This is a genomic window from Ruegeria halocynthiae (genome assembly GCF_900106805.1).
In the GTDB taxonomy this organism is placed as follows: Bacteria; Pseudomonadota; Alphaproteobacteria; order Rhodobacterales; family Rhodobacteraceae; genus Ruegeria; species Ruegeria halocynthiae.
This window is the reverse complement of the sequence record NZ_FNNP01000006.1, coordinates 126,797-151,114: the sequence shown is the minus strand read 5'-3', so window position 1 is coordinate 151,114 and position 24,318 is coordinate 126,797. Positions and strand designations below refer to the sequence as shown.

The window sequence follows — 24,318 nt, the reverse complement described above, 5'->3', positions numbered from 1 at the left end:
TTACCGCAGCGCGCCTTTGGCTTTCAGTTCAGCCTCTTTTTCGGGGTTGACCCACCACAGGTCCAGATACCCAAGCGTGAACGGGGGCAGGTTTTCGGGATATTCATACATGTCGTAATACGCCGTCCAATAGTCTGCGACATACCCATCGGGAACGATAAAAAACTCATAGCGCAACACACGGTCAAGCGCCATCAGCGCAGCGTCCTGTTCGGCCTGATTCTCGGTATCGAACGAGGCCTCGATCACCGCATCCACCAGAGGGCTGGCAAGACCTGCGGGATTGAACAGGCTGAACGCAGCCTCTTCCGAGCCATACATCTGGCTTAGCCCGCCGCCGGTCGACAGGAACGAGCCGTACCGGTTCGAATATACCATGTCGTAGTCACGCTCGCGCCGCCGCAGCGTGAACTGGGAAGGGTCCACTTTCTCAGCCGATGCATCCACGCCAATCGACTGCAGGTTTTGCACATAGGTCTCGATCATCGTGGCGGTCGAGGTTGGCATACTGGATGCGTAGGGGATGTTGACCTTCAATGTCTGCCCTTCAGAATTACGGCGCACGTTGCCATCGCCCACTGGCCATCCGGCGTCATCCAGTAGCTTTGATGCCTTTCGTAGATTGCGGCGGTCGTTCAACCGGGCCGGATTGGATTCGTGCACAACAAGCGCAGGGTTACTAAACACTTCGGCCGGCACGACATCTCCCAATGCCTCCAGAAACGCCAGCTCTGCGCCTTCCGGCGCACCTTTCGCCTCAAGATGGGTACCTTGCACAAAGGAACTGCGCGGCGCGTTCAGGCCGAACATCAACGATTCATTTGCCCATTCAAAGTTGAACGCCAGCGCCAGCGCCTGGCGTACATTCTTGTCGGCAAACTGCGGCTTGCCCAGATTGAAGACAAAACCGGATGGTGTCGGAGGACTGCCATCAACGATCTCATCGCGCACGACAAACCCATCACTGAGTTTCGGAAAATCGTAGTTTGAGGCCCACAGCTTTGGGTCGCTTTCAATCCGCATTGTATATTCACCGGCCTTGAATCCTTCGAACGCGGCGGTCTGATCCGCGAAATATTCGATCCGAATGGTGTCATAGTTGTTGCGTCCCACATTGATCGGCAAATCCTTGCCCCAATAGTCGTCGCGGCGCTTGTAAACGATGCGGCGGTTGATGTCGTAGCTGTCCAATTTATATGGGCCAGAACCAACAGCAACTTCGAGCCGGGGTTCGTCAAGACGGCGGCTTTCGTCCGCTTCGAACCAGGCTTTTGAGAACACCGGAGTTGATCCCACGGTTTCGATTAACCCGCGCCGCGTGACATCCGGGCTGAAGGTAAACTTGACAGTGTGGTCATCCAGTGCTTCGGCCCCGGTGACCATGCGTCCGACGGCTTGCGCATAAGATGGCAACCCCTGTTCGATAAACAGGCGGTGGCTATAGATCACATCTTCGGCAGTGACCGGGGTTCCATCCCAGAACATCGCCTCGGGACGCAGATGGAATATCACATAGTTCCGACCTTCGTCGTACTCCATGCTTTCCGCAACAACCCCATAATATTGCCCCACACTGTCCGAGGTACTTTCGATCAGCGGGTCATATTGAAGCGTGGTCAATGCCCCCGCCCGCCCCTTGCGTGAGTAGGGGTTCAGCGAATCAAACGTACCCGATCCCGCCAACGATAGTTCCCCGCCCTTTGGCGCATCCGGGTTGACGTAGCTCAGGTGAGAATAATCAGCAGGGTAGTCCAGATTTCCGAAATAGGAATACCCGTGACTGCGCGTGACACCTTCGTCAGAGGCGTTGGCCGCATCACCACAGCCCATAACAATCACTGCCGAAATTCCCAATGCCACTGCCCAAGAGTGAATTCCGGTTAAGCGCATCGGCGGCAGAAGGGGTTTCATTAGGCTCGTCCTCTGAATCTCTGTCATCTTCATTCTCGTGCGCGCCAGCTAAAGGTCCAGCACTGTCAGTTGCAAGTTTAGAATGCGTGAACGCTTTGTGAAGTTCTTCCAAGACAAAAAAAGCCGCTGCATGACGCAGCGGCTTTGAATTCATACGGGATGATCAAAAGATCAATTGCCGATGGTCTGCAGATACGCAATCAAATCGGCGCGGTCCTGCGGCTTTTTCAATCCGGCAAAGCTCATCGAAGTGCCCGAGATATAGCTGCCAGGCTTGGTCAGGAACGCATCCAACGCTTCGGGCGTCCAGTTGCCGCCATGGGCCTGCATCGAAGCCGAATAGCCGGTGAAGCCATTTGCCGACGCAACCGGGCGATCCACGACACCATACAGGTACGGACCCGTGCCATTCGCGCCATCTTCCAGTTTGTGGCAAGCGGTGCATTTGCGGAATACTTTTGCGCCCTTTTCCGGGTCGGCTGCTGCCAGCATGTCTTCGAAGACCACTTCTTCGCCGTCAGCGCTTTCGCCCGAGCTTTCGGTTTCGATGATGTAAGCGGCTTCGGCATGATGGCTGTCTGAGCTATAGAGGACATCCGCCCCCCATTTGGCCAGAAGAAGCACAAGAAAGGTTCCAAACAGGCCGGCTGCGGCCTTGGTAACTGTCATCGTGTCGAACATTTTGATCGCGAGTCCACTTTAGCTGTCTTCGGGGTGTCTAAGGCTTCCCCTGAGAAGAGGCAAGGTATAGACACCGCGACTAAACGCCCAATTCAAGAACTTGTTGCACGGAAACGACCAAATGAGCAATCGCATCGCATTTCAGGGAGAACCTGGCGCCTACAGTCACGAGGCCTGCCGCAACGCGCGCCCCGATATGGACGCCTTGCCCTGCCGGACATTCGAAGATGTGATCGAATCGGTACGCTCGGGCGAGGCTGATCTGGCAATGCTGCCGGTTGAGAACACCACTTATGGCCGCGTTGCAGATATCCACCGCCTGTTGCCGCATAGCGGGTTGCATATCATCGAAGAAGCTTTTGTGCGTGTGCATATTAATTTGCTGGGCGTACCCGGTGCCAGCCTGGAAGATATCACCGAGGCGCATTCCCACCTCGTCCTTCTGCCGCAATGCGCAAACTTTCTGAAGCAACATGAAATTCGCGGCCGGGTCAGCCCCGATAACGCCCGCGCCGCGCGCGAGGTTGCTGAGGTCGGTGACAAACACTCGGCTGCGCTGGCCAGTGAATTAGCGGGCGAGATCTATGGCCTCAAGGTCCTGGCCCGCCACGTTGAGGATCAAGGTGACAACACCACTCGCTTTCTGGTGATGTCGCGAGAGGCCGACGAATCGCAGCGCGGTGATCACGGCATGATCACCAGTTTCGTCTTTCAGGTCCGCAACATTCCGGCGGCGCTGTATAAGGCGATGGGCGGGTTTGCCACCAACGGCATCAACATGACCAAGCTTGAAAGCTATATGGTGGACGGCTCATTCACCGCGACCCAGTTCTATGCCGATATCGTTGGTCACCCGGAGGACCGCAACGTGCAACTGGCGATGGAAGAACTCGAACACTTCACCACCAATGTTGAGGTGCTTGGCGTCTATCCGGCCGCGCAACCCCGTGGGTAACGGTCAGGATCAGCTAGCCCCGGCGCGCGAAATCTGATCGGCGCACACCACTGCGCCATGCGTCGAGAATGAGATCGGCATTGATTTCAACGCCAGCCGGCGAGCTGACCTCGAGATCATACATTCTGCCCTGGTGAATTGTCTGCTGATCCTTCACAGCACTTCCGGGCGGGCGATCGCCGCGCGCACGCTCTCTCTGGATCAGCAGATTGGTCGGGCAATGCACCGCGACAAACAAGACATCGTGGTTCACCAGATCACGCTTCAGTGTTTCGAGCCATCCCGGCGTATCAAGAATGTGCTCAACGATCAGGTTGTTGCCCGCGTTTGCATATGCCGCAAGAGAGGCGTGGAGCCCATCAAAGACCCTAGTCCGCTCGACCATCCATTCGAAATCCCCGCTCTGGAAGCGCTGCATCGGCAACACGCCTGAATCCCGCAGATGATCGATTGAGATGTGCCAGAACGGCACCTCGGCTTTCTTTTGAAGAGCGCGGGCCAGAGTGGTTTTGCCACTGCTGGACGGTCCGTGGAGAATGATGATCTGTGACATTCAGAAAGACAGTCCAATCATGCGCAGCCTACCGGGCGATTTCAGTCTTCGGAGACACGAAAGACCTTGCATACCGCACCTTCCATCCGCCGGTATTCTCGAAACCCCATGGCCTCGTAATACCCAAGCCCTTCAGGATTGTTGGCCCCTATCGTCGCGTCAATGGCAGGCAATCCCTTTTGCTGAGCAGCAGCAAGCGTCGATTCAAACAGTGCGCGCGCCACACCGTGTCGCGCAGCAGTCGGCTTAATATGCGTCCCGATGATGCCCCACCCGACTGCAACCTCATACGGGTTGTTTTCGGTTGCAAGCTTCAACGATTGAAAACCCAGAACTTCACCATCAGGCGCCAATGCAATACTGCACCGGATACGCTCGGGATCACTGATGTAGTGTGACAGAGCAAACAAGGCATCGCTGGGTTTGTGCCGCTTTCCAGCGGCTACAAGTGCTTTCAGCACACCGGCAATGCCTTCGGCATCCGCTTCGACGGCCGCTCGTATGATTGGCTTATCCATATTATTTACTGACCTCAGACGCCATGAAGATGCCGTTCTTCCAGCTCTCGCGCGAATTCGCTCAGGCGTGTTTGGAATTGCCGCCGGAACCGGGATTGTCCCAATTTCAGAGATTGAAGCAAAAGGCGCGCAGGCAGCGTTTTCGCACCCAGAGACGTCTCAATTCGCAGACGTGTCCGGCGTTGCGAAAGCGCCAGAAACTCGACTACCGTTTCGCCGTTCATACCCTTGCTGCTGGATTGAAACCGCATCAGTAAAGGTTGGTCGAACTCGATCATCTCGATGGTGATCTGGCGTGGCTTGCCACGTATCCTGAATTCGGTCTCCCAGGTGATGCCCGCCTGCGGTAAAGCCGAGCCTGAAGCGCGCCTTACGTCAATTCCACGTCGCATTGCCATGCGTTCAAAGCGTTCGAAATCCGAGACCATGGTGAAAACCGTGGCGATTGGAACTTCGATATCTTCCTGCGCTGAAAACTGCATGATCGCTTTTCTCTGCCCTTGATTGGGTCCAGTTTCTAGTCAGTCCAATGTGTCTGCAAGCCAATGCTGCAACAAAAAATGCGCAATCGCACCTTTTCGGGCTGGCAATAACTTGGGGTGTTCTCCGGCAAAAGCCTGCATCATCTCGGTTCGGGTGATCCACATCGCATCTTCGATCTCGACCGGATCGATGTGGATATCGCGTGACAACGCCTCGCCTGCGCACCCGAACATCAGTGATGCGGGAAAGGGCCATGGTTGACTGGCGAGGTAGCGCACCTCACCCACGGGCACACCCGCCTCTTCCATCACCTCACGCCGAACCGCCGCTTCAAGCGTCTCGCCGGGTTCGACAAAGCCGGCCAGCAGCGAATACATCCCCTCGGGCCAGCCGGGGGATCGCCCCATCAGAACAGAGTTTCCATGCGTTATCAGCATGATGACTACCGGATCTGTACGCGGGAAGTGCTGCCCACCGCACGCAGGGCAACTGCGTTGCCATCCGCCCTGAGACATCTCACTGCGCGCGCCGCAGCGGGCGCAAAAGCGGTGCGTTTCGTGCCAGCCAATCACCGCCTTGGCTGACGCGGCCAGTTCTGCATCTCGCGGGCTGAGCCGCGTCATGATCCGGCGCAGCTCGGCAAAGACATAACCTTCGGGCAGGTCGGGATGCTGTTGCTCACTACGGTCTACAAAATCCCCGACGCCAGACATATCCAGCCCTTCAGCCGACCAGTCCGAGATATCCATAGCAAAAAGCGGCGCGCCCTCATCCGTCTTGCCAAGAAAAACTGGCGTCTCGACCACGCCACCCGGGCCTTGTTCGAGAACCTTGTTGTTCATGGGAAGCAGGGCAAGCCGATCCAACGCCTCGCCCCGAACCAGCAGCTTACCGCGCCATAGCAGCGCGCAGAGCGCCGAAGGATCACGATAAGCCTGTGCCAACTTGTCAGCATCGCTGCGCAGCAAACCCGCCCGATCCAACCCCGAGCCACCAAATGTCACCTGTTCTGCGCGTTTCATGCCTGCCGATCCTGAGTACTGGGCAAGGGCTGCCACGTCTTTACAGACGGTGCAACGGGTATTCGCCAAACATTTTTTTGTCCTGCCGTGGAATAACCGCAGCGATGCCCCAGAAATTGCACTAAATCCACCCCATGGTGAAACCACTGTTAATTAAACAGCCAAAAGTTGATGTATTGATACCCAAGGAATTTTCGCCCAAAAAGCATGATCGCAGGCTCGGCACACAGGTTCGGATCCTGGCGACATCCGACCTGCATATGCATCTGACGTCATATGACTACTATTCGGATCGCCCTGAACCCACAGTGGGCTTTACCCGCACGGCCAGTCTGATCCATGACGCGCGGAAACAAGCCACGCGCGACGGATCACTTGTTTTGCTGTTCGACAATGGTGACAGCCTGCAGGGTACGCCGCTTGGCAGCTGGGCGGCCGAAACAGTGCCCGACGACCATCCCCTGCCCCAAGCTTTCAATGCGTTGAACTACGATGCGATTGGGTTGGGCAATCACGATTTCGGATTTGGGTTGGACTTGGTAAATCGCATCGCGCATCAGACCACCTGCCCGATGATTTGCAGCAATATGCAAAGCACCGAGGCCAATCAGGGATGGGTGTCCCATGCAATCCTGCAGCGGACGGTCTCAGTAAATGGTCACCAAATCCCGATCCGCATCGGTATTTTTTCGGTTTTGCCGCCCCAAACCACCCGGTGGGAGGCGCATATGTTACAGAACAGGGTCGTGGTAACCGACATCCTGACCGCAGCGCGGAGCACCGCGAGCGAGTTGCGTCGACAAGGTTGCGACCTGATTGTGGCGCTTGCACATACAGGGCTGGGTCCGTCAGAAGCTGAACCGGGGATGGAGAACGCGATCATCCCTCTTGCACAGATGACAGAGATCGACGCAATCGTTGCCGGCCACACCCATCTGACTCTGCCCGACAGGGCGCATGACGGTTTGCAGTTTGTTGACAGTGATCGGGGGCTGGTTCACGGCACACCCGTGGTCATGCAGGGCTGGGCTGGTTCTCACCTGGGGATCATAGATCTGACCCTGGAGCAGACCCCCGAAGACCGGTGGCGTGTGGCCGCAAGCCATGTCGAGGCACGCGCAATCCGGAATGCAGAACCGGCAACGCCCGAATGCCCGGCAATGAAACGCGTTTTCGCCCGTGCTCACACTGCAACACGAGCCCAGATCGCCCGACCAGTTGGTTCGATCACGCGCCCGCTGCATAGCTATTTCTCGTATTGCGCGCCGGACCGGGGGCTGGCTCTGATCGCGGCAGCTCAGGCTGCGGCGCTGCGACCGCATCTTGCCGGTACGATCTGGGCGGATTTGCCTATCCTGTCAGCTGCGGCCCCGGCGAAATTCGGCGGCCGTGCTGGAAACAACTACTATACCAACATACCAGCAGGAGAGATCTCGGTGCGCCATATCGCCGACCTGAGCGTCTTTCCCAACGAGTTGCGTGCCGTGCCGGCCACCGGGTCGCAACTTTTGGACTGGCTTGAAATGTCCGCCGGGCTGTTCAACCAGCTTTCGTCGCACGGACCCGTCGCCCTTGCTAACCCGCTGCGCACCGGGCACAATTTCGACGTCCTGCACGGCGTGACCTGTCGGATTGATCTGTCGCAACCGCCACGTTTCGATCCCGCCGGGCGGTTGAACGACCCGTCGTATTCCCGCATTCGTGACCTGAATTTCAACGGGCGACCGGTCACACCTGACCAGAGGTTTGTGGTCACGCTCAACAACTACCGCATCAGCGGCGGAGGTCACTTTCCGATTTCACAGCAGCCTGAGCTGATCGCGCTGCCGCCATTGCGCATTCTCGACATACTGCATGATTATGTGGCAGGCGCTTTACCTGTCGATCCGCTGGAACATGCTCCGCGACCCTTTTCTTTCTCCCGAACACAGGGGGTCAACGCGATCCTGACCACAGGACCCGGAGCGCAAAAGTATCTTGAGGAACTGGCGGAATACCATCCGCGCCTGCTGCCCCCAAACTCCGATGGGTTCCTGCGCGTCCAACTGACTCTGTGACGGGTTGCCATTTTCATCTGCCACGCCTATATCAGCGGCGAGAGGTTGGCGCGGGCGAGCGCCTCGCCAACCTGGTCAGATCCGGAAGGAAGCAGCCACAACGAGCCCCGCTTGGGTCGATGTCCAACCTCTCACTTTGAACCCATCAACCGCTGGAGGGCGTTTATGATTGTAGCAATGACCCTTCGGGCAGATCGGTTCTGATCCTCTCAGATCACCTGATTGCCTGAACACATCACCAACGGATGCGCGATCGCCATCCGACGGTATTGCTGTTTCAAATCTCAGGCAGACAAATGTTTCTTTCCTTATCGGACCTAGGATGGTCCCCTCACTTTGCCGCTCAACACGCGGCTGATCCATCATGTTTACCGTTTCGCATCGCAGCAGTTCATCGGGATCGGCTGATCGGGTTTGGTCCTGATGGCGAAGTCCCACTGCTGAGCCCCGATCAATCGACCGGCACCTTTGCCGTCGGAGATTGGGTCCTGACCGATGACACCAAACACATATGCCGCGTGCTGGATCGACGCAGCCTGCTGCAGCGTCGGGCTGCGGGCACAGGCGCCACGGCGCAACTGATCGCGGCAAATGTCGACGTGCTGTACATCGTCAGCTCCTGTAATGCAGATTTCAATCCGCCCCGGCTTGAGCGCTATCTTGCGCTGGCCCATCAGGCGGGCTGTTACCCCGTCATCATTCTAACCAAGGCGGACGCCTGCGACGACACGGGCTCCTATGTCGACACGGCACAGTCGCTTGCCCCGTTCCTAACGGTTCTGGCCGTGAACGCGATGGATCACACAGATGTCGAACAGGTTCTTTCGTGGTGCCCCAAGGGTCAGACCAGCGCACTGGTCGGATCGTCTGGCGTGGGCAAAACGACACTGGCCAACGGGATGACCGGACGGGATCAGGCCACCGCAGGCATTCGGGAAGATGACGCGCGCGGCAGGCACACGACAACAGCGCGCGCTTTGCATCACATGCGAAACGGCGGCTGGCTGATCGACACTCCGGGAATGCGGGCTTTGCGCCTGCTGGACGCGCAAGAAGGGGTGGACGAGGTGTTTTCGGACATCTCAGAACTCAGCCAGAATTGCCGCTTTTCGGATTGTCAGCACGACACTGAGCCTGGATGCGCGGTACAGGCGGCAATCGGTATTGGCGCACTTGATCCAGCCCGGCTGGAGCGCTGGCGCAAGCTGCGACGCGAGGACCAGCGCAACTCGGCATCGGTGGCGCAGGCACGCGCACGCGACAAGGCATTCGGGAAAATGGTGCGCAACGTGATGCATGAAAAAAAGACCCGCAAGGGACTGTAACCCGGCGTGGCACCGTCGGTCGGTGCCACGTCATTTCAGGCGATCAACCGGGGCCAGACAGCGGCATTCCTACGTGCAAAGGCGCCAATATGGCCGATGTCGGACAACCCGAACTCACTCGGTGCAAGCAGATGCCGCCGAGCGCCGGAACCATAGAGATCAGCAAGCCGCCAGACCGCATTTGCAGGCACCATCTGGTCATCCTCGAAAGCAAACAGATCAACCTGTTTGCCAGTGCCAGCCCATCGGTTCTCGGGCAGACTGATCCCGATATCGGGCACATAGCTTTCAGGAGCAGTGCACCAATTGCGCCATTGCCAATAGACCTGAGCGGGCAGGTCGGACCCAAAACCCACCACCTTTCCGGGCAGATACCCAAGCGCTTGTACCGCCAAAGGCGCATGACCATACCAGAACAGCGCGGCCAAAGCGCGATATGGCCAGGGATGATCCCTTAACGTCACCAACCCGGAACAGACACAGATCATCCGGTCGATCTGTTCAATATCGGGCTGCACCGGACCAAACATACCGCCCAGCGAATGGCCAATACTCCAGAGCTTTGCCTTCGGAAACCGCCGTCTTATCTCGGCCCGGGCGGCAGGAATATCGATTAACGCCCATTCGGCCATGGTGGCATTGGACCGTTTCTGTGAACCCGTCAGTGAGCAGCCGAAATCCCTGTAATCATAGGTCAAACAGGCCAAACCATGTTCTTCTGCAAGCCACCGCGCAAAATGCTGGTAGTAGTCCTTTGGTACCCCGGTCGCGCTGTTCATCACCACAACCGTTTCCGGATCTGCCACTGGAAGATAGAGCCGCGCCGACAGCTGCGCGGGTCCGGAAGGAAACCGGAAATCTTCGGTCACTACCGCGCGATGCGTGTCCAACATTTGGTTCTCCGAAACTATCTGAACCAATCAGTTCACTCGCGTTGCGCCAAGTCAAGGTTGACGTGGCTGGACCAAACGTAACCCGCCCCGCTCAATCTGCTTGACTCAGGCGCTGTGCAACCGCTAGCGAAAGCAAGATGGTTTCCGCGCCCAACCGGGCCGGGATGAAAAGGGAACACGGTGCGGTTCTGTCCGGTTGAAACCGGAAAGACCCTAGTCCGAGACTGCCCCCGCAACTGTAAGCGGTGAGCGATGTCGAGATACCACTGGCCTTGAAGGCTGGGAAGGTCGGCAAAGCGATGACCCGCAAGTCAGGAGACCTGCCATCGGATGCAAAACTGAAACTCGGGCGGGGTGTCCGGGAAGGCTCTGACCGTGCAAATGCGCTGTTCCGACCTGCCTGTGCCACACCCCCGGCCCATCGCGCGGAGGGCGCAATATGATCTGGAAGTCAAATACGCACGAGTTCACTGCAACCGTATGCCAGCGCACCGGCGCGCCCTGCCCAGCACTGGCGCAGATGGCACGGGCACTGACGCAGGCCATATCGACCGCAGGGCGGGTAACAACGTCCGGGTTTCAGGTCGAAGGCAGCAGCGAGCTGTCCCATTGCCCCGAAGGCTGCGTCGCCCGCTTTCGGGCCCAATCCAATCAGATACGTGTATTCTGCGGCACCGACCCAGAAATCGCGGCCGATCTGCTGGATGACTACGCCAACATGATGTTCGGCACCGAACCCGTCAGTCTGCCCTCGAGCGTGCTGGCAACACCGCCCTGCGCGATGCTTGAGGCATCTGTGCTTACGCAACACAGCGACGTAAGGCTTTCGCCGCAGGCCTGCATATAGGGTATTAGGTAACCTGAATACGTGCCGGTTCAACCGCCCATGACATCTGGGCATCGGTTTCAACCGCGCAGGGGCGAAGGGCGCGCAACCGCTTCAAGGCATCCTCTGGCCTTTCGCCGCATTCCACCATCAGGCGCAGCACCACCATACCCGAGCGGCCACAGCCGCCACGGCAATGCGCCAACACACGACCACCCCCGGAAAGCGCCTGACGCGCGGTTGCACTTACATCAGTCCAAACATCCAATGCCTCTGTTTGAGGCACACCAAAATCCTCGATTGGCAGATGCACCCATCGGCTGGCACGGCCCTGTATGTCAGCACCAAAATTCCGCGCACCATCCTGAATCATCTCAACCTCTGTCGTCATCGAGATCACGATACCGGGTTTCCATTCCGCGATCAGATCCAGGTCTTCTGCATAAGCACCGCCTCGTCCCGGCATCGAGGACAGGGCCAGAGTGCCCCCGCCAACCTGTAACGCGTAAATCACCAGTTGCGACATAATCCCCCCGCCAATCATCAACCAACAAGAAACCGGTCCTAAAAATAGAATATGGGGATTTTAACCGCATATCCGCACTTTCCAAAATGAAAATCGTCCCGGCTTGCGGTGGACGCGGGCAACGGGGGCCTCTACGCTGCGGCATAATCCGAATCCGATAGAGCAGACATGACCGATACGCCCAGCCCCGCCTACCAGGTTCTTGCCCGCAAATACCGCCCCGAAACCTTTGCCGATCTGGTCGGTCAGGACGCGATGGTGCGCACGCTGAAAAACGCGTTCGAGGCGGATCGGATCGCGCAGGCCTTTATCATGACCGGTATCCGTGGAACCGGAAAGACGACAACCGCCCGGATCATTGCCAAAGGAATGAACTGCATTGGTCCCGATGGCAACGGCAGCCCAACAACTGAACCCTGCGGACAATGCGAACACTGCACGGCTATCATGGAAGGCCGTCATGTCGACGTGATGGAAATGGACGCCGCCAGCCGTACTGGCGTGAACGATATCCGTGAAATCATAGACTCGGTGCGCTACCGTGCGGCCTCGGCTCGCTATAAAATCTACATCATCGACGAGGTTCACATGCTCTCGACCAGCGCCTTCAACGCGCTGCTCAAGACACTTGAGGAACCGCCCGAACATGTAAAATTCATCTTCGCGACCACCGAGATTCGTAAGGTCCCGGTGACCGTCCTGTCGCGCTGCCAGCGGTTTGATCTGCGCAGAATCGAACCCGAGGATATGATCGGCCTATTGCGCAAAATCGCAGGGTCCGAGAATGCGCAAATCGCTGATGACGCACTGGCGCTGATCACCCGCGCCGCCGAAGGCTCTGCGCGCGATGCAACCTCGCTGCTGGATCAGGCCATTTCGCACGGTGCGGGCGAAACCAGCGCTGATCAGGTGCGCGCCATGCTTGGATTAGCCGATCGGGGCCGGGTGTTGGACCTGATGGATTTGATCCTGCGCGGTGATGCCGCCGGTGCCTTGACCGAGCTTAGTGGGCAATATGCAGAGGGCGCTGATCCTCTGGCAGTTCTCCGCGATCTGGCTGAGATCACCCATTGGGTTTCGGTGGTTAAAATCACCCCCGATGCTGCCGAAGATCCCACCGTTTCACCAGACGAGCGCGCCCGAGGCCAACAGATGGCCGATGCGCTGCCCATGCGTGTTCTGACACGTATGTGGCAAATGCTGCTGAAAGCGCTGGAAGAGGTCTCTGCCGCGCCCAACGCCATGATGGCTGCTGAAATGGCCGTGATCCGCCTGACCCATGTGGCCGATTTGCCCAGCCCTGAGGAATTGATCAAGCGCCTGCAGGATCTACCTCTGCCTCCCAATGGCGGGCCGGGCCCGGGGACCGGAGTGACGGGTCAGGCAAGCCCCGCTCCACAGGCTGCGGGCCGACCCACATATGCCTCTTCGACCATCGGTGGAAACGCGGGCGGGCCGAGTGCCGCACTGGCTCAGGACGTGCAGGCAGCGCTCGCGCGATATCCGACATTTGAACATGTGGTTGAACTGATCAGAACCAACCGCGATGTAAAACTGTTAGTCGAGGTGGAAAACGGCGTACGCCTCGTATCCTATCAGCCGGGCCGAATTGAGTTTACCCCGACCGACAATGCACCGACCGATCTGTCACAGCGACTGGGTGCGTCGCTGCAGAGATGGACGGGTAATCGGTGGGCTGTATCGATTGTCTCCGAAGGGGATACCCCGACAATTGCGGAAATTCGGGATGCTGCTGATCTGGCACTAAAGGCCGAGGCAGAAAAGCATCCACTGGTGCAAGCGGTTCTAAGCCATTTCCCGAAGGCTCGGATCAAGAGTATCGAAACAGCTGAACAGCGCGCTGCGCAGGTCGAAACCGAAGCCCTCCCCGAAGTCGATGACGAATGGGATCCGTTCGAGGAGGAGTGATCCTGCGGGCCTAGTCGCAAATCAACTAATTTCTTCCGCGCCCGCCACAGGCACTCGGCAGACGCCGAGGTTCCCAAGCAGCCTTGACGATGGGCGGAAGACCTCTGACCTCTTGTGCAGCGCGGCTGCCCTCCGTATTTAGACCTCAACACAAGTGACAGGAGATTACCGATGCTCAAAGGACTAGGCGGTCTGGGCGATATGGCCAAGATGATGAAATCCGCGCAGGATTTGCAGGCCAAGATGACCGAGATGCAGGAAGAGCTGAACAACCTGATGGTTGTGGGTGAATCCGGTGCCGGACTGGTAAAGGCCACCGCGACCGCCAAAGGTGAGTTGAAAGGTCTTGATATCGACCCTTCGATCTTCAATGGTGACGACAAGGAAGTGGTCGAAGATCTCATCCTCGCCGCGATCAAGGACGCGCAGACCAAGGCGCAGGAACGTTCGCAGTCGGAAATGGCTAAACTGACCGAAAGCATGGGCCTGCCCGCAGACATCAAGCTGCCGTTCTGATACACCCTCCTGACGGATCAACGGCCGGGCGTGATTGCCCGGCTCATTTGCAGGAGCCGCGTGGTGAGTTCGAACAGCGATATCGATAATCTGATCGACCTGATGGCCAAGCTGCCGGGCCTCGGCCCTCGCTCGGCGCGCCGTGCGGTGTTGCACCTGATCCGTAAACGTGCCCTGCTGCTGACACCGCTTTCAGACACCATGCAGCAGGTCGCTATCACCGCCCGTGAATGCCTGAACTGCGGCAACGTGGGCACCACCGATATCTGCGACATCTGCAATGATGAGGTCCGTGCGATCGGAGAACTCTGCGTGGTCGAGGACGTCGCCGACCTCTGGGCGATGGAACGCGCCGGGGTCTTCAAAGGCCGCTATCACGTTCTGGGCGGAACTTTGTCGGCGTTGGATGGTGTTGGTCCGGATGAGTTGCGCATTCCCCGCCTCAAGGATCGTGTGGTGGCCGAGGAGATCACAGAAGTCATTCTGGCGCTGAACGCCACCGTCGATGGCCAGACCACCGCGCATTACATCGCCGATCAGTTGGAGGGGCAGGTCCGCCTGACCTCGCTGGCGCAGGGCGTACCGATTGGCGGAGAACTGGATTATCTCGACGACGGGACGATTACGGCGGCGCTGAGAGCGCGGAAGGAATTGTAAAAAGTTTTCATGATCACAATGAGGTCGTATCCTCGTGGCGACTGGGGATTTTCCTGGTCGGAGAATACACTTCATTTAACACCAGATTAAATCTCGTCGTTTGAACAAAAAACTGGTCAATCCGAATTCAAATCCACTGTGCCTTCGCACGATTGAATCGAAAGCGAAGATACCTTTGGCAACGATTCCGCGAATGACTGCAAGGCCTGTAGAAATTCAGGTTCATATTCGCTGTCGATCAAATAGAAATCGACCTCTCCAAGCGCTGCAGTGACCTGCGGGGTATGAAGCGTCGCCATCTGGCACCATGTGTTGGGGATATCACCAGCGAACCAATCGCCATAGATCATTGCGTAGACCGAACCTTCTTCCGTTGTCAGGGCTATCAAGGCGTCGGCGCTGCGCTCACCACCGGCATTCATCTTCCTCGCTACTTCCGAACCAAGCCCCCACAAATCCAAAACGTGAACGTCATTTTCATATGACACATAGCCCAGATCGTTAACAGCCACTGGCCTCGGAAAATAGTCCGTCGCAAATCTATGCATCTGATACTGCTGAGCGAAGATATTCTCGGATGCATGAGGCGTACGAAGTGTTGTAAATGCGTACGGTCCTGCGATGACCGCTAGGAAAACCGCTATACTCGCAAACTTGAAAAATGAGCGTTTCCGGACTGACAGTAACGCTTCGCCCCATACAAGAAGCAGTGCCACTATAGATATGGCAAGCACGTATACTTCATAACGCGAAAACCAGCCATATTGACCCATAACGATGTGGCCCGCGATTGCGGTCGAAGCGACGCCAACGGTCAACCAATGCCCACCGTTTGCAGGGCGCTGATAAGACAGCGACATGATCAAAAGTCCCAGAGCAAGGCCAATCTGAACACCGCGCGGATTTCTCAGGCTGTCCAGAGTCGAGTACACAAGTCGTGAGATGGCTTCAAAGCTACCGCGATCATATGCAGCTTCACTTATTGAGGATTTTACGAGAACAGAACTGGGGAGTGCCGGAAGTCCGAAACTCTGCATAATAAGAACATAAGCAGAAAAGGCAGCAATCAGGGCGAAGGTCAGAACAGTGAATGCACCAAAGCGACGAGCGATGAGGAGTGCCACAAGTGCAGGCAACGCAATTGCCAACCCCTCGAACCTGAGCAATGGCGCCCACAAAATACACGACAAAAGCAATGCTGAGGGTGATTGCCCCCGGTCCAGTTGATACATGGCCAGCACGACACACACGCTGGCCAACACATGTAGCGTATGCTCCATACCCACCATGGGCAATGCGATTAAGTTCAGGGCCAGCAGCAATAGCGGCAACAAAAAAATCGCAAAGGCAACCTGAAGTCTTGACTTAGGGACAACAGTGGTTGACCAAAACACGCCAGCAACAATCCATGCCGTAACGCAGGCCCCAATAATATTGAGCAGTAGTGGCGCCATGTCCCCGAACCCAATCGCCATAAGAGCCGACAGCAGAACCGGATAAAGGATGGATGAGGACGGCGAAGCTGGCTCATTGGGATTGACGCCAAAGTTCCCCCGAAGGATTTCTTCTGCCACCGCGAGGTGTATGTACGGATCATCGAGTGTGTAGACCAGCAATCCGCCGGTCAGAGAGAACACCGATTGGAGTAGGTACCCCAAGCCCGCCAACAGGATCAAAATCGCGCCGCACTGGTATATTCTACGACCCTGCACGTTTAAGCCTGACTCAAAATTCTGGCGTTGGAAAGCTTACTAGCTGGCCAATTAAACTCGCAAATCAGAAGAAAACTCTCGAAACTAAAATCCAACATTCATTACCCTAACCGGTACAGATCACTTACATCACACTATGATCCGCTTGCTTACTTACATTCAAATTGCCTGCGTTACTCATCAGGCTATGCCCAAGATTAAATTGAAAGTTGGGCCAACTTTAGGTGTAAATTTGTATTAAAGTATTTTTTAGATTAATAGCTTGTCAAGGCTTTGCCAAACTTGCGGCATGCTCGAATACTTCTCATTATCAGCCATGCAAATCGTAAGATTGATACATTGCTGAACACTTGTAAAAGAACTTACACATGACCCGCCTTCTCGCCCTAACCTTCGCCGCCTTCACCGCCACCGCTGCCTTTTCGCAGGAACTCATCGACAAAGGTTTTGTCGAGGGTTGGAACATCATGATGGACCCTGCTCTCGGCAACGGATGCCTGATCCAGACGGTGTATCAGGACCTCACGGTTGTGCGACTGGGCTATGATGCATTGGATAATCGCGGATATTTCACCGTCTACAACAAGGCCTGGGGAGACATTAAGCCAGGGCAAAGCTATCAGATCCGGTTTGAACTGGATGGTAAGAGTTTTGATGCCACCGCCATCGGGTTCAAACAGGATCGGGTGCCGGGTGCGACCGTGTTCTTTACCGACCGAAATTTTGTCACTTCAATTGCTCAGAACAAGACAATGACGGTATTCAACCCGGAAGGTCAAACCGTCATGGCGATTGATCTGAAGGGCACCGCCAAAGCGCTGGAATATGCGCGCGAATGCCAGAACAAAACGCTCTAACGAATCGGATCGAACAGCGCGTCTTTGGCAACACAGTCACGGATCACATCACGGCCGCAGGGAACGGGATCAAGGTCGCGGGACAGGCACAGGCGGACCTCTTCGATATAGCCCTGTTTGCAGGTGATTGTGATCATATCTGGTTCAAGTGTGGGGTTGGCCTTGAGAAAGGCCTCTTCCACCACTGAGGCAGGCAACTTGACCGATGCGTCCAGCTTGCGAAAGACCTCAGGTCGTGTGACATCTTCATAGGCCTTCCGCGATAGCGCATAATACTCTGGCGCACTGAGGCCCGAACAGGTTCCGTGCTTTTTCCATTGATGCCAGGCCAGGCCGGATGACCCCTGAATATCCTCCATTTCCCGCGTCATACGGCGTGATGGCTGGGCCTCGGACGTACGACAGTAGGAGGGCCAGCCTTTATGATATTGCGGCCACAGCCCATGCAATATCCAACCATGATCATGACGGGTGTGGCATTGGTCCGATTCACGGGCATCCCCCTCGCGGGCGCACCAGTTGGGTGACCAGCTGAGCGACAGGACGTAATAGTCGAATTCTCCCGCCTGCTCGCCATCAGCCAACGCCGTCATCGCGCTGAAAATCCACAATACCACCCAGCGCATTCGCCTCTTCCCTTCTTGCCTTTGCGCGACTATATACACCCCAAGTTCCCCGACAACGGAAACCTGCCCCAAAGCCTCGGGGCCGCCGCATTCCGGCGACGGGACAGATGTATTTATAGGAGACGGGCTGATGGCAAAACCGCTTATGGCCAAAGCAACCGCTGTATGGTTGGTGGACAACACCACGATCAGCTTCAAGCAGATCGCGGATTTCGTAGGTATGCACGAGCTTGAAGTGCAGGGCATCGCAGATGGCGATGTGGCCGCCGGCGTGAAAGGCTTTGACCCGATTGCCAACAACCAGCTGACCCAGGAAGAGATTGACGCGGCGCAGGGCAATCCCCTGCACAAGCTGAAGCTAAAATTCAACCCGGCCGCGTCGGGCGAAGAGAAACGCCGTGGTCCGCGTTATACCCCGCTGTCCAAGCGGCAGGACCGTCCCAATTCGATCCTGTGGCTGGTGAAGTTTCACCCCGAACTCAGCGATGGTCAGATCGCCAAACTGGTCGGCACAACCAAGCCGACCATCCAGTCGATTCGTGAGCGTACCCACTGGAACATTTCCAACATGCAGCCGATCGATCCGGTGGCGCTGGGTCTGTGCAAGCAGTCTGAACTGGATACCATCGTGCAGAAGGCCGCGGCCAAGAAAGCCGCCGAAGGTGGCGTGATGAGCGATGACGAGCGCCGCAAACTGGTGTCGACCGAACAGTCGCTCGAAATGGACTCGGCGCCGAAGATCCCGACCGCGATTGAAGGTCTGGAGACGTTCTCGTTGTCCGATGACGGTAGCGAGAAAGAAGATGACGAACCCATCGTCGATGCTGATAGCTTCTTCAACCTGCCCAAAGATGGCGGCACCGAAGAAGACGAAGACGATCTGCGCCCCTGAGACGCCGATGGCCCCGGCCTCAAATAGCCGGGGCCCCATTTTTCGGGGAACCTGATGCTTAGCATTCTGTCCACATTTTTCGAACCACACCGCGCCGTATCGATCTACGTGTTTCTGAAATCCTGGTGGCTGCTCATCACCGGTGTCGTGACCTTGATTGCAGTCTTCGCCGGGTTGCTGCTGCTGAACGACGATGGCACGCATGAACATCATTCGTTTTTGACCGTGGCGGTCCTGTCAGCGACGCCGATCAATGGCGATCTTAAACACGGCGTCGTCGCGTCGGTGCGCTTGCCGGACGGCTCGGCGGTGTCGATTACGACAACGGAAGGCCCGATCGCACGGACTGTTGGCACCGAAGCCTGTGTTGAAAAGCGGGTCTTCGTCGAAAGCGGAGAACCCCGATATCGCTTTAAGCTGCCGCGAAACTGCGGTGCTGGCTAACGTGAAAAACCGCCCAGTGAAGGCACCAGGCGGTTATCATTTAGATCATCTGGAACACGATGCCCGCAAAGATGGCGCCACTGATGCCCAATCCCAGATAGGTTGCAAAGACCTGCGGCTTGACCAGCGACCATACGGCCGCCATCGCCGGGATCGAACTGACGGCACCCGCCACCATGAACGACATTGCGGCCCCTGCGCTCATGCCCTGTTCCATCAGACCCGCAAGCAGCGGCGGTGCGACGTATGAGTTCAGATAGGCAGGCATTCCAACCAAAGCGGCCACAACGATGGGCACGACGCCTTCACCACCAACGACTCTGGCGATCAGGTCCGCCGGGACATAGCTGACCAGCAGCGCTTCGAGCACGTATGCGAAAGCCAGCCATTTCAGCAGAAACAAGCCGTTGTGCACAAACTCGGTGCGAAAACGGGTGCGGCGTTCCGATTCCTTCCAGAATTGCCAGACGGGCGTTTCGTCTTTCTTTGGTTCGTTTCCACAGCACCCGGCAGGTTTGTATTCACACAACGGCTGCACGAAGGCACCGCCCCGCATTAGGGCACGTACAGCGAACCCTCCGAACAGTCCCAGAGCAACGGCAGCCACCGCTTTCCCGATGGCGAATGGCCAGCCCAACGCGCCAGCTGTGATCAGCAATGTCGGCGGATCAATCAGCGGAGAACTGAGCCAAAACGCCATTACCGCCGATAAAGGAGCCCCCAGCGCAAGTAAGCCCGCAATGAACGGAATGACTTCGCAAGAACAGAACGGTGCCAGCCCGCCAAACAATGCGGCCAGAAGGATCATCCGCGTCTCGCGCCCTTCAAACGCGCGGGCGACCATCACTTCGGCCCCGGTGGCCTTGAGGTAGGACAGCAGCAGCACCGCGAACAGGATGTATTGTCCCGTATGTGCAAGCGCTTTGCCCGCAAATGTCACGATTTCGGTCCAGTTGCCGGGGTCGAGAATCGCGACTAGGGTCAGAATGGCCACGATCAGAGCCCAGGGCGTCACGATCAGGTCGCGCAGGTTTCTGACCAGGGGTTTGGGGTTCTGTGTCAGCTCAGCCATCGTTTGCGGCCTTTCCTACTTCGTCTGCACAGCATTCACTGAGGATGAACTGCGCCAGATTTCTCAATTCGTCAAAACAGGCCCGGTTGATCGTGCTGCGCCCGATTTTTTCTTGCTCGACGACACCACCGGCAGCCAGAAACCGCAGGTGATGTGCCAGCGTTGAGGGCGCGATGCCCGTTCGGGACTGAACTTCGCCGACGGTGAGCCCCGCTTCGCCAGCGCGAACCAGCGTCTTAAGGACTTTCAGCCGGGCCTCGGACCCCATGGCTGAAAAGCCAGCAGCGGCTTCTTCCCACATTTTTAATCTCCATTAAACTAGATTTCTGGTTATTTAGTTTATTCCTCTTCCCTCGTCAAGCACGCATGTGATGATTCAACTCACGCCCGGCGCACCATAAGTCCAGATTGCCTCGGCCTTAGGTCCAACCTATAACGATGCCATGAGTATTTCGGTCGACACGTTCTTTCTGGAACGAAATGGGCAGGGCACGTTGCAGGCGCAGCTTCAACAGCTGATCGCCGAAGGCATCCTGTCCGGGCGCTTCCATGTGGGTGAAAAACTGCCCTCATCCCGCAAACTTGCTGCCCATTTGGGGGTCAGCCGAATAACCGTCACCCTTGCCTATACCGAGCTGTTGGCAAACGATTACCTCACGGCCAAGGGTCGGTCGGGGTATTATGTTTCCGAAAACGCTCCGGTGCCGCCCACATACACACCGGTTCGCCGCGATACGGAGATTGTCGATTGGAATCGTGCCTGCGCGCGCCGGTTCTCAGACGGTGACATGTTGGTGAAACCCAGCAACTGGCGCGAGTTCCGCTATCCGTTCATCTATGGACAGGTCGACAGGAAATTGTTCGACCACGCAAACTGGCGCCTCTGTGCGGTCCGGGCTCTTGGGCACAAGGATTTCGATTCTCTGACCGGAGATTATGTCGATCAGGACGACCCGCTGCTGGTCGAGTTCATCGCCCGCCACACTCTTCCTCGCCGCGGTATCGTGGCCCGACCAGAGGAAATCCTGATCACTCTGGGCGCTCAGAACGCGCTTTGGCTGGCCTCGCGCATCTTGCTGAACCGAAACCGGAGGGCTGCAATCGAAGACCCCTGCTATTACGCTTTGCGTGATCTTCTGATCCATTCCGAATGCAAGCTGTCCTATATGAAAGTCGACAGGGACGGGTTGCCTCCTGATGCGATCCCAGACGACACCGACGTGATTTTCACCACCCCCAGCCATCAGTCACCGACCACGGCAACCATGCCGGTCGATCGCCGTCATGCCCTGTTGCGCCGTGCCCGGGAGTTGGACGCCATGATCGTCGAGGATGATTATGAGTTCGAGATGTCCTTTCTGGGCGCTCCGTCGCCGGCGCTGAGGTCAATGGATCGGGACGGGCGCGTGATCTATGTGGGCAGTTTCTCAAAATCACTGTTTCCGGGTCTGCGGCTGGGCTACATGGTCGGATCCGCGCCTTTCATCCGCGAGGCGCGGGCATTGCGGTCGCTGGTGCTGCGCCATCCACCCGGGCACATGCAACGTACGGCAGCCTACTTTCTGTCTCTGGGCCACTACGATGCTCAGATCAGGCGTATGTCCAAAACGCTGCAGCGCCGCCGCGAAGCAATCGAAGAGGCGATCGGTCAACATGGGCTGGCAGTGGCGGGGCGCGGTATGCTTGGCGGATCATCGATCTGGATGCAGGCCCCCCCTCGCATCAAGACGACGAAGCTTGCCCTAGATCTGCGTCACCAAAGCGTCCATATCGAACCCGGCGAGCTTTTCTTTTCAGGTCGGAACCGGCCGCAAAACTATTACCGGCTGGGATACTCTTCGATCTCGTCCGAGCGGATTGGACCGGGAATCCAACAGATTGCTGAAGCGATCCGCCGGTCCTGACGCGCACTGGACCTAAACCGCTACCCGTTCTGGCCCTAACGCCGCGGACACCCGTGCGCCAAAACCGAGCAGAAAACCGGGTGCAAAAACCCGTTCCATCCATCTATGACCGGAGATTACGCAGATGAAGATGACCACCGAAGAAGCCTTTGTAAAAACCCTGCAGATGCATGGCATCGAACATGCGTTCGGAATCATCGGCTCGGCCATGATGCCTATCTCTGATATTTTTGAGAAAGCCGGTATCAATTTTTGGGATTGCGCGCACGAAGGTTCGGGCGGAATGATGGCCGATGGCTACACCCGCGCAACCGGCAAAATGTCGATGATGATCGCCCAGAATGGCCCCGGCATCACCAACTTTGTCACCGCAGTCAAAACCGCTTACTGGAACCACACGCCGCTGCTGCTGGTCACCCCGCAGGCCGCCAACAAGACCATGGGTCAGGGTGGCTTCCAGGAGATGGAGCAGATGCGCATGTTCGCGGACTGCGTTTGCTATCAGGAAGAAGTGCGCGACCCCAGCCGTATGGCCGAGGTTCTGAGCCGCGTGATCATGAACGCCAAGCGTGCATCCGCTCCTGCACAGATCAACGTCCCGCGCGATTTCTTCACTCAGGTGATCGACATTGACCTGCCTGCAGTCGTTGAGTTCGAACTGCCTTCGGGTGGCGCATCGGCCGTGGCCGAGGCTGCCGCTCTGCTTTCGAGCGCAAAGAACCCCGTTATCCTGAACGGTGCTGGCACGGTTCTGTCCAAAGGCGGCATCGAAGCGTCTAAAGCACTGGCCGAGCGTCTGGACGCTCCGGTTTGCGTTGGCTACCAGCACAACGACGCCTTCCCCGGCTCGCATCCGCTGTTCGCTGGCCCGCTGGGCTATAACGGCTCGAAAGCCGGTATGCAGCTGATCCAGGAAGCGGACGTCGTTCTGTGTCTCGGCACCCGCCTGAACCCCTTCTCGACCCTGCCGGGTTACGGTATGGAGTACTGGCCTGCAGATGCAAAGATCATTCAAGTCGATATCAATCCCGACCGCATCGGTCTGACCAAGAAAGTATCTGTTGGTATCGTCGGTGATGCAGCCACTGTTGCCACAAACATTCTGGAACAGCTTTCTGGTACGGCTGGCGACGAAGGCCGCGACGCGCGCAAAGCGAAAATCGCGGAAACCAAGTCGCGTTGGGCGCAGGAACTGACCTCGATGGATCACGAGCAGGACGATCCGGGCACCTCCTGGAACGAACGCGCCCGTGCCGACAAGCCCGACTGGCTGAGCCCGCGCAAAGCATGGCGCGCCATCCAGTCCGCTCTGCCGAAAGAAGCGATCATCTCTTCCGACATCGGCAACAACTGTGCCATCGGCAACGCCTATCCGTCGTTCGAAGAAGGCCGCAAATATCTGGCGCCCGGTCTGTTCGGTCCCTGTGGTTACGGCCTGCCGTCGGTAATCGGAGCTAAAATCGGTTGCCCGGATGTTCCGGTTGTTGGTTTCTCGGGCGACGGTGCCTTTGGCATCGCGGTCACCGAACTGACCGCCATTGGTCGCGAAGAATGGCCTGCCGTCACTCAGGTTGTCTTCCGCAACTATCAGTGGGGCGCGGAAAAGCGCAACTCGACCCTGTGGTTCGATGACAACTTCGTCGGCACCGAGCTGGACACCAAGGTCTCTTATGCCGGTATCGCGCAGGCCTGCGGCCTGAAAGGCGTTGTGGCTCGGACCATGGACGAGCTGACCGCGGCGCTGAGCCAGGCGGTTGAAGACCAAAAGAACGGCATCACCACTCTGATCGAAGCATTGATCAATCAGGAACTGGGTGAGCCTTTCCGTCGCGACGCGATGAAAAAGCCGGTCGCGGTTGCAGGTATCGACGCCAACGACATGCGTCCGCAGCAGGTTTGATTGCTGCCACAAACATAAGACGGACCGGATTCAACCGATCCTCGCATTCCAAAACAGAG

The 24,318-nt window shown here is 57.2% G+C and carries 24 protein-coding genes, 1 other RNA gene and 1 riboswitch; of the genes, 13 read left to right on the top strand and 12 right to left on the bottom strand.

Translation table 11 applies throughout. The features are described from left to right. Complete coding sequence (locus BLU89_RS15460) at positions 1-1,911, bottom strand: extracellular solute-binding protein (protein ID WP_074737746.1); 1,911 nt, start codon at positions 1,909-1,911, stop codon at positions 1-3. A 171-nt stretch (positions 1,912-2,082) separates the two neighbouring features. Beyond that, positions 2,083-2,592 carry a c-type cytochrome gene (locus BLU89_RS15455; protein ID WP_074737745.1) on the bottom strand — a complete coding sequence of 170 codons (510 nt, stop codon included), beginning with the start codon at positions 2,590-2,592 and terminating at the stop codon, positions 2,083-2,085. A gap of 121 nt (positions 2,593-2,713) precedes the next feature. Here BLU89_RS15455 and BLU89_RS15450 point away from each other — a divergent pair, with 121 nt between their 5' ends. Then, the gene (locus tag BLU89_RS15450; protein ID WP_074737744.1) at positions 2,714-3,547 is read left to right on the top strand and encodes a prephenate dehydratase; all 834 of its coding nucleotides are present in this window, start codon (positions 2,714-2,716) and stop codon (positions 3,545-3,547) included. A gap of 13 nt (positions 3,548-3,560) precedes the next feature. Here the strand turns inward: BLU89_RS15450 and BLU89_RS15445 are convergent, their stop codons facing one another. From BLU89_RS15445 to nudC, 4 genes are read right to left on the bottom strand one after another with little or no spacing between them, the layout of a single operon-like run. Then, the gene (locus tag BLU89_RS15445) at positions 3,561-4,100 is read right to left on the bottom strand and encodes a chloramphenicol phosphotransferase CPT family protein (protein WP_074737743.1); all 540 of its coding nucleotides are present in this window, start codon (positions 4,098-4,100) and stop codon (positions 3,561-3,563) included. A 41-nt stretch (positions 4,101-4,141) separates the two neighbouring features. Next, on the bottom strand, positions 4,142-4,618 hold the full coding sequence (locus BLU89_RS15440) for a GNAT family N-acetyltransferase (RefSeq protein ID WP_074737742.1): 477 nt from the start codon (positions 4,616-4,618) through the stop codon (positions 4,142-4,144). Positions 4,619-4,632: 14 nt separating this feature from the next. Beyond that, on the bottom strand, positions 4,633-5,100 hold the full coding sequence (locus BLU89_RS15435; protein WP_074737741.1) for an SRPBCC family protein: 468 nt from the start codon (positions 5,098-5,100) through the stop codon (positions 4,633-4,635). Between the two features lie 39 nt (positions 5,101-5,139). Further along, complete coding sequence (gene nudC, locus BLU89_RS15430; RefSeq protein WP_074737740.1) at positions 5,140-6,123, bottom strand: NAD(+) diphosphatase; 984 nt, start codon at positions 6,121-6,123, stop codon at positions 5,140-5,142. A gap of 176 nt (positions 6,124-6,299) precedes the next feature. Between nudC and BLU89_RS15425 the strand changes: the two genes are divergently transcribed. The 3 genes from BLU89_RS15425 to rsgA all read left to right on the top strand — a co-directional run bounded on the left by BLU89_RS15425 (position 6,300) and on the right by rsgA (position 9,505). After that, a complete protein-coding gene (locus tag BLU89_RS15425) occupies positions 6,300-8,180 on the top strand; it encodes a bifunctional 2',3'-cyclic-nucleotide 2'-phosphodiesterase/3'-nucleotidase (protein ID WP_281241186.1) in 1,881 nt (626 codons plus the stop codon). Between the two features lie 38 nt (positions 8,181-8,218). Then, positions 8,219-8,317, top strand: an RNA gene (gene ffs, locus BLU89_RS15420) — signal recognition particle sRNA small type. Between the two features lie 159 nt (positions 8,318-8,476). Continuing rightward, positions 8,477-9,505 carry a ribosome small subunit-dependent GTPase A gene (rsgA, locus tag BLU89_RS15415; protein WP_074737785.1) on the top strand — a complete coding sequence of 343 codons (1,029 nt, stop codon included), beginning with the start codon at positions 8,477-8,479 and terminating at the stop codon, positions 9,503-9,505. Positions 9,506-9,540: 35 nt separating this feature from the next. On the opposite strand, the gene BLU89_RS15410 is transcribed toward rsgA, so the two are convergent. Then, a complete protein-coding gene (locus BLU89_RS15410; protein WP_074737738.1) occupies positions 9,541-10,398 on the bottom strand; it encodes an alpha/beta hydrolase family protein in 858 nt (285 codons plus the stop codon). A 123-nt stretch (positions 10,399-10,521) separates the two neighbouring features. Then, positions 10,522-10,740, top strand: a riboswitch (cobalamin riboswitch). A 97-nt stretch (positions 10,741-10,837) separates the two neighbouring features. Between BLU89_RS15410 and BLU89_RS15405 the strand changes: the two genes are divergently transcribed. Then, positions 10,838-11,245, top strand: coding sequence for a hypothetical protein (locus BLU89_RS15405; protein ID WP_074737737.1), 408 nt, complete (start codon positions 10,838-10,840; stop codon positions 11,243-11,245). A 4-nt stretch (positions 11,246-11,249) separates the two neighbouring features. Here the strand turns inward: BLU89_RS15405 and BLU89_RS15400 are convergent, their stop codons facing one another. Beyond that, positions 11,250-11,750 carry a protein-tyrosine phosphatase family protein gene (locus tag BLU89_RS15400; protein WP_074737736.1) on the bottom strand — a complete coding sequence of 167 codons (501 nt, stop codon included), beginning with the start codon at positions 11,748-11,750 and terminating at the stop codon, positions 11,250-11,252. Between the two features lie 168 nt (positions 11,751-11,918). On the opposite strand from BLU89_RS15400, the gene BLU89_RS15395 reads away from it, so the two are divergent. The 3 genes from BLU89_RS15395 (at position 11,919) to recR (ending at position 14,852) form a co-directional block, all read left to right on the top strand. Then, the gene (locus BLU89_RS15395) at positions 11,919-13,679 is read left to right on the top strand and encodes a DNA polymerase III subunit gamma/tau (RefSeq protein WP_074737735.1); all 1,761 of its coding nucleotides are present in this window, start codon (positions 11,919-11,921) and stop codon (positions 13,677-13,679) included. A 171-nt stretch (positions 13,680-13,850) separates the two neighbouring features. Next, the gene (locus BLU89_RS15390; RefSeq protein WP_074737734.1) at positions 13,851-14,195 is read left to right on the top strand and encodes a YbaB/EbfC family nucleoid-associated protein; all 345 of its coding nucleotides are present in this window, start codon (positions 13,851-13,853) and stop codon (positions 14,193-14,195) included. A gap of 63 nt (positions 14,196-14,258) precedes the next feature. After that, positions 14,259-14,852, top strand: a complete 594-nt coding sequence (recR, locus tag BLU89_RS15385; protein ID WP_074737784.1) for a recombination mediator RecR — start codon at positions 14,259-14,261, stop codon at positions 14,850-14,852. 116 nt (positions 14,853-14,968) lie between these two features. Here the strand turns inward: recR and BLU89_RS15380 are convergent, their stop codons facing one another. Continuing rightward, positions 14,969-16,468 (bottom strand): hypothetical protein, encoded by a 1,500-nt coding sequence (locus BLU89_RS15380; RefSeq protein WP_143030591.1) that lies wholly within the window; start codon positions 16,466-16,468, stop codon positions 14,969-14,971. A 464-nt stretch (positions 16,469-16,932) separates the two neighbouring features. Between BLU89_RS15380 and BLU89_RS15375 the strand changes: the two genes are divergently transcribed. Further along, the gene (locus BLU89_RS15375; protein ID WP_074737732.1) at positions 16,933-17,421 is read left to right on the top strand and encodes a hypothetical protein; all 489 of its coding nucleotides are present in this window, start codon (positions 16,933-16,935) and stop codon (positions 17,419-17,421) included. On the opposite strand, the gene BLU89_RS15370 is transcribed toward BLU89_RS15375, so the two are convergent. Further along, positions 17,418-18,047, bottom strand: coding sequence for a ribonuclease T2 family protein (locus BLU89_RS15370; protein ID WP_074737731.1), 630 nt, complete (start codon positions 18,045-18,047; stop codon positions 17,418-17,420). The two genes, BLU89_RS15375 and BLU89_RS15370, sit on opposite strands and share 4 nt — an antisense overlap. Before the next feature lie 130 nt (positions 18,048-18,177). Between BLU89_RS15370 and BLU89_RS15365 the strand changes: the two genes are divergently transcribed. Continuing rightward, positions 18,178-18,939, top strand: a complete 762-nt coding sequence (locus BLU89_RS15365) for a DUF1013 domain-containing protein (protein WP_074737730.1) — start codon at positions 18,178-18,180, stop codon at positions 18,937-18,939. A 54-nt stretch (positions 18,940-18,993) separates the two neighbouring features. After that, a complete protein-coding gene (locus BLU89_RS15360; RefSeq protein WP_074737729.1) occupies positions 18,994-19,383 on the top strand; it encodes a hypothetical protein in 390 nt (129 codons plus the stop codon). A 40-nt stretch (positions 19,384-19,423) separates the two neighbouring features. Here BLU89_RS15360 and BLU89_RS15355 read toward each other — a convergent pair whose 3' ends face one another. Both BLU89_RS15355 and BLU89_RS15350 read right to left on the bottom strand, forming a co-directional pair. Next, on the bottom strand, positions 19,424-20,455 hold the full coding sequence (locus BLU89_RS15355; RefSeq protein ID WP_074737728.1) for a permease: 1,032 nt from the start codon (positions 20,453-20,455) through the stop codon (positions 19,424-19,426). Next, positions 20,448-20,756 carry an ArsR/SmtB family transcription factor gene (locus BLU89_RS15350; protein WP_074737727.1) on the bottom strand — a complete coding sequence of 103 codons (309 nt, stop codon included), beginning with the start codon at positions 20,754-20,756 and terminating at the stop codon, positions 20,448-20,450. Before BLU89_RS15350 ends, BLU89_RS15355 begins: the two co-directional genes overlap by 8 nt. A 142-nt stretch (positions 20,757-20,898) precedes the next feature. Between BLU89_RS15350 and pdxR the strand changes: the two genes are divergently transcribed. Together pdxR and xsc are read left to right on the top strand one after the other, a co-directional pair. Continuing rightward, entirely contained in the window at positions 20,899-22,359 is a 1,461-nt protein-coding gene (pdxR, locus tag BLU89_RS15345) for a MocR-like pyridoxine biosynthesis transcription factor PdxR (RefSeq protein WP_074737726.1), read from the top strand. A 124-nt stretch (positions 22,360-22,483) separates the two neighbouring features. Beyond that, a complete protein-coding gene (xsc, locus tag BLU89_RS15340; protein ID WP_074737725.1) occupies positions 22,484-24,259 on the top strand; it encodes a sulfoacetaldehyde acetyltransferase in 1,776 nt (591 codons plus the stop codon). Positions 24,260-24,318 lie beyond the last annotated feature (59 nt).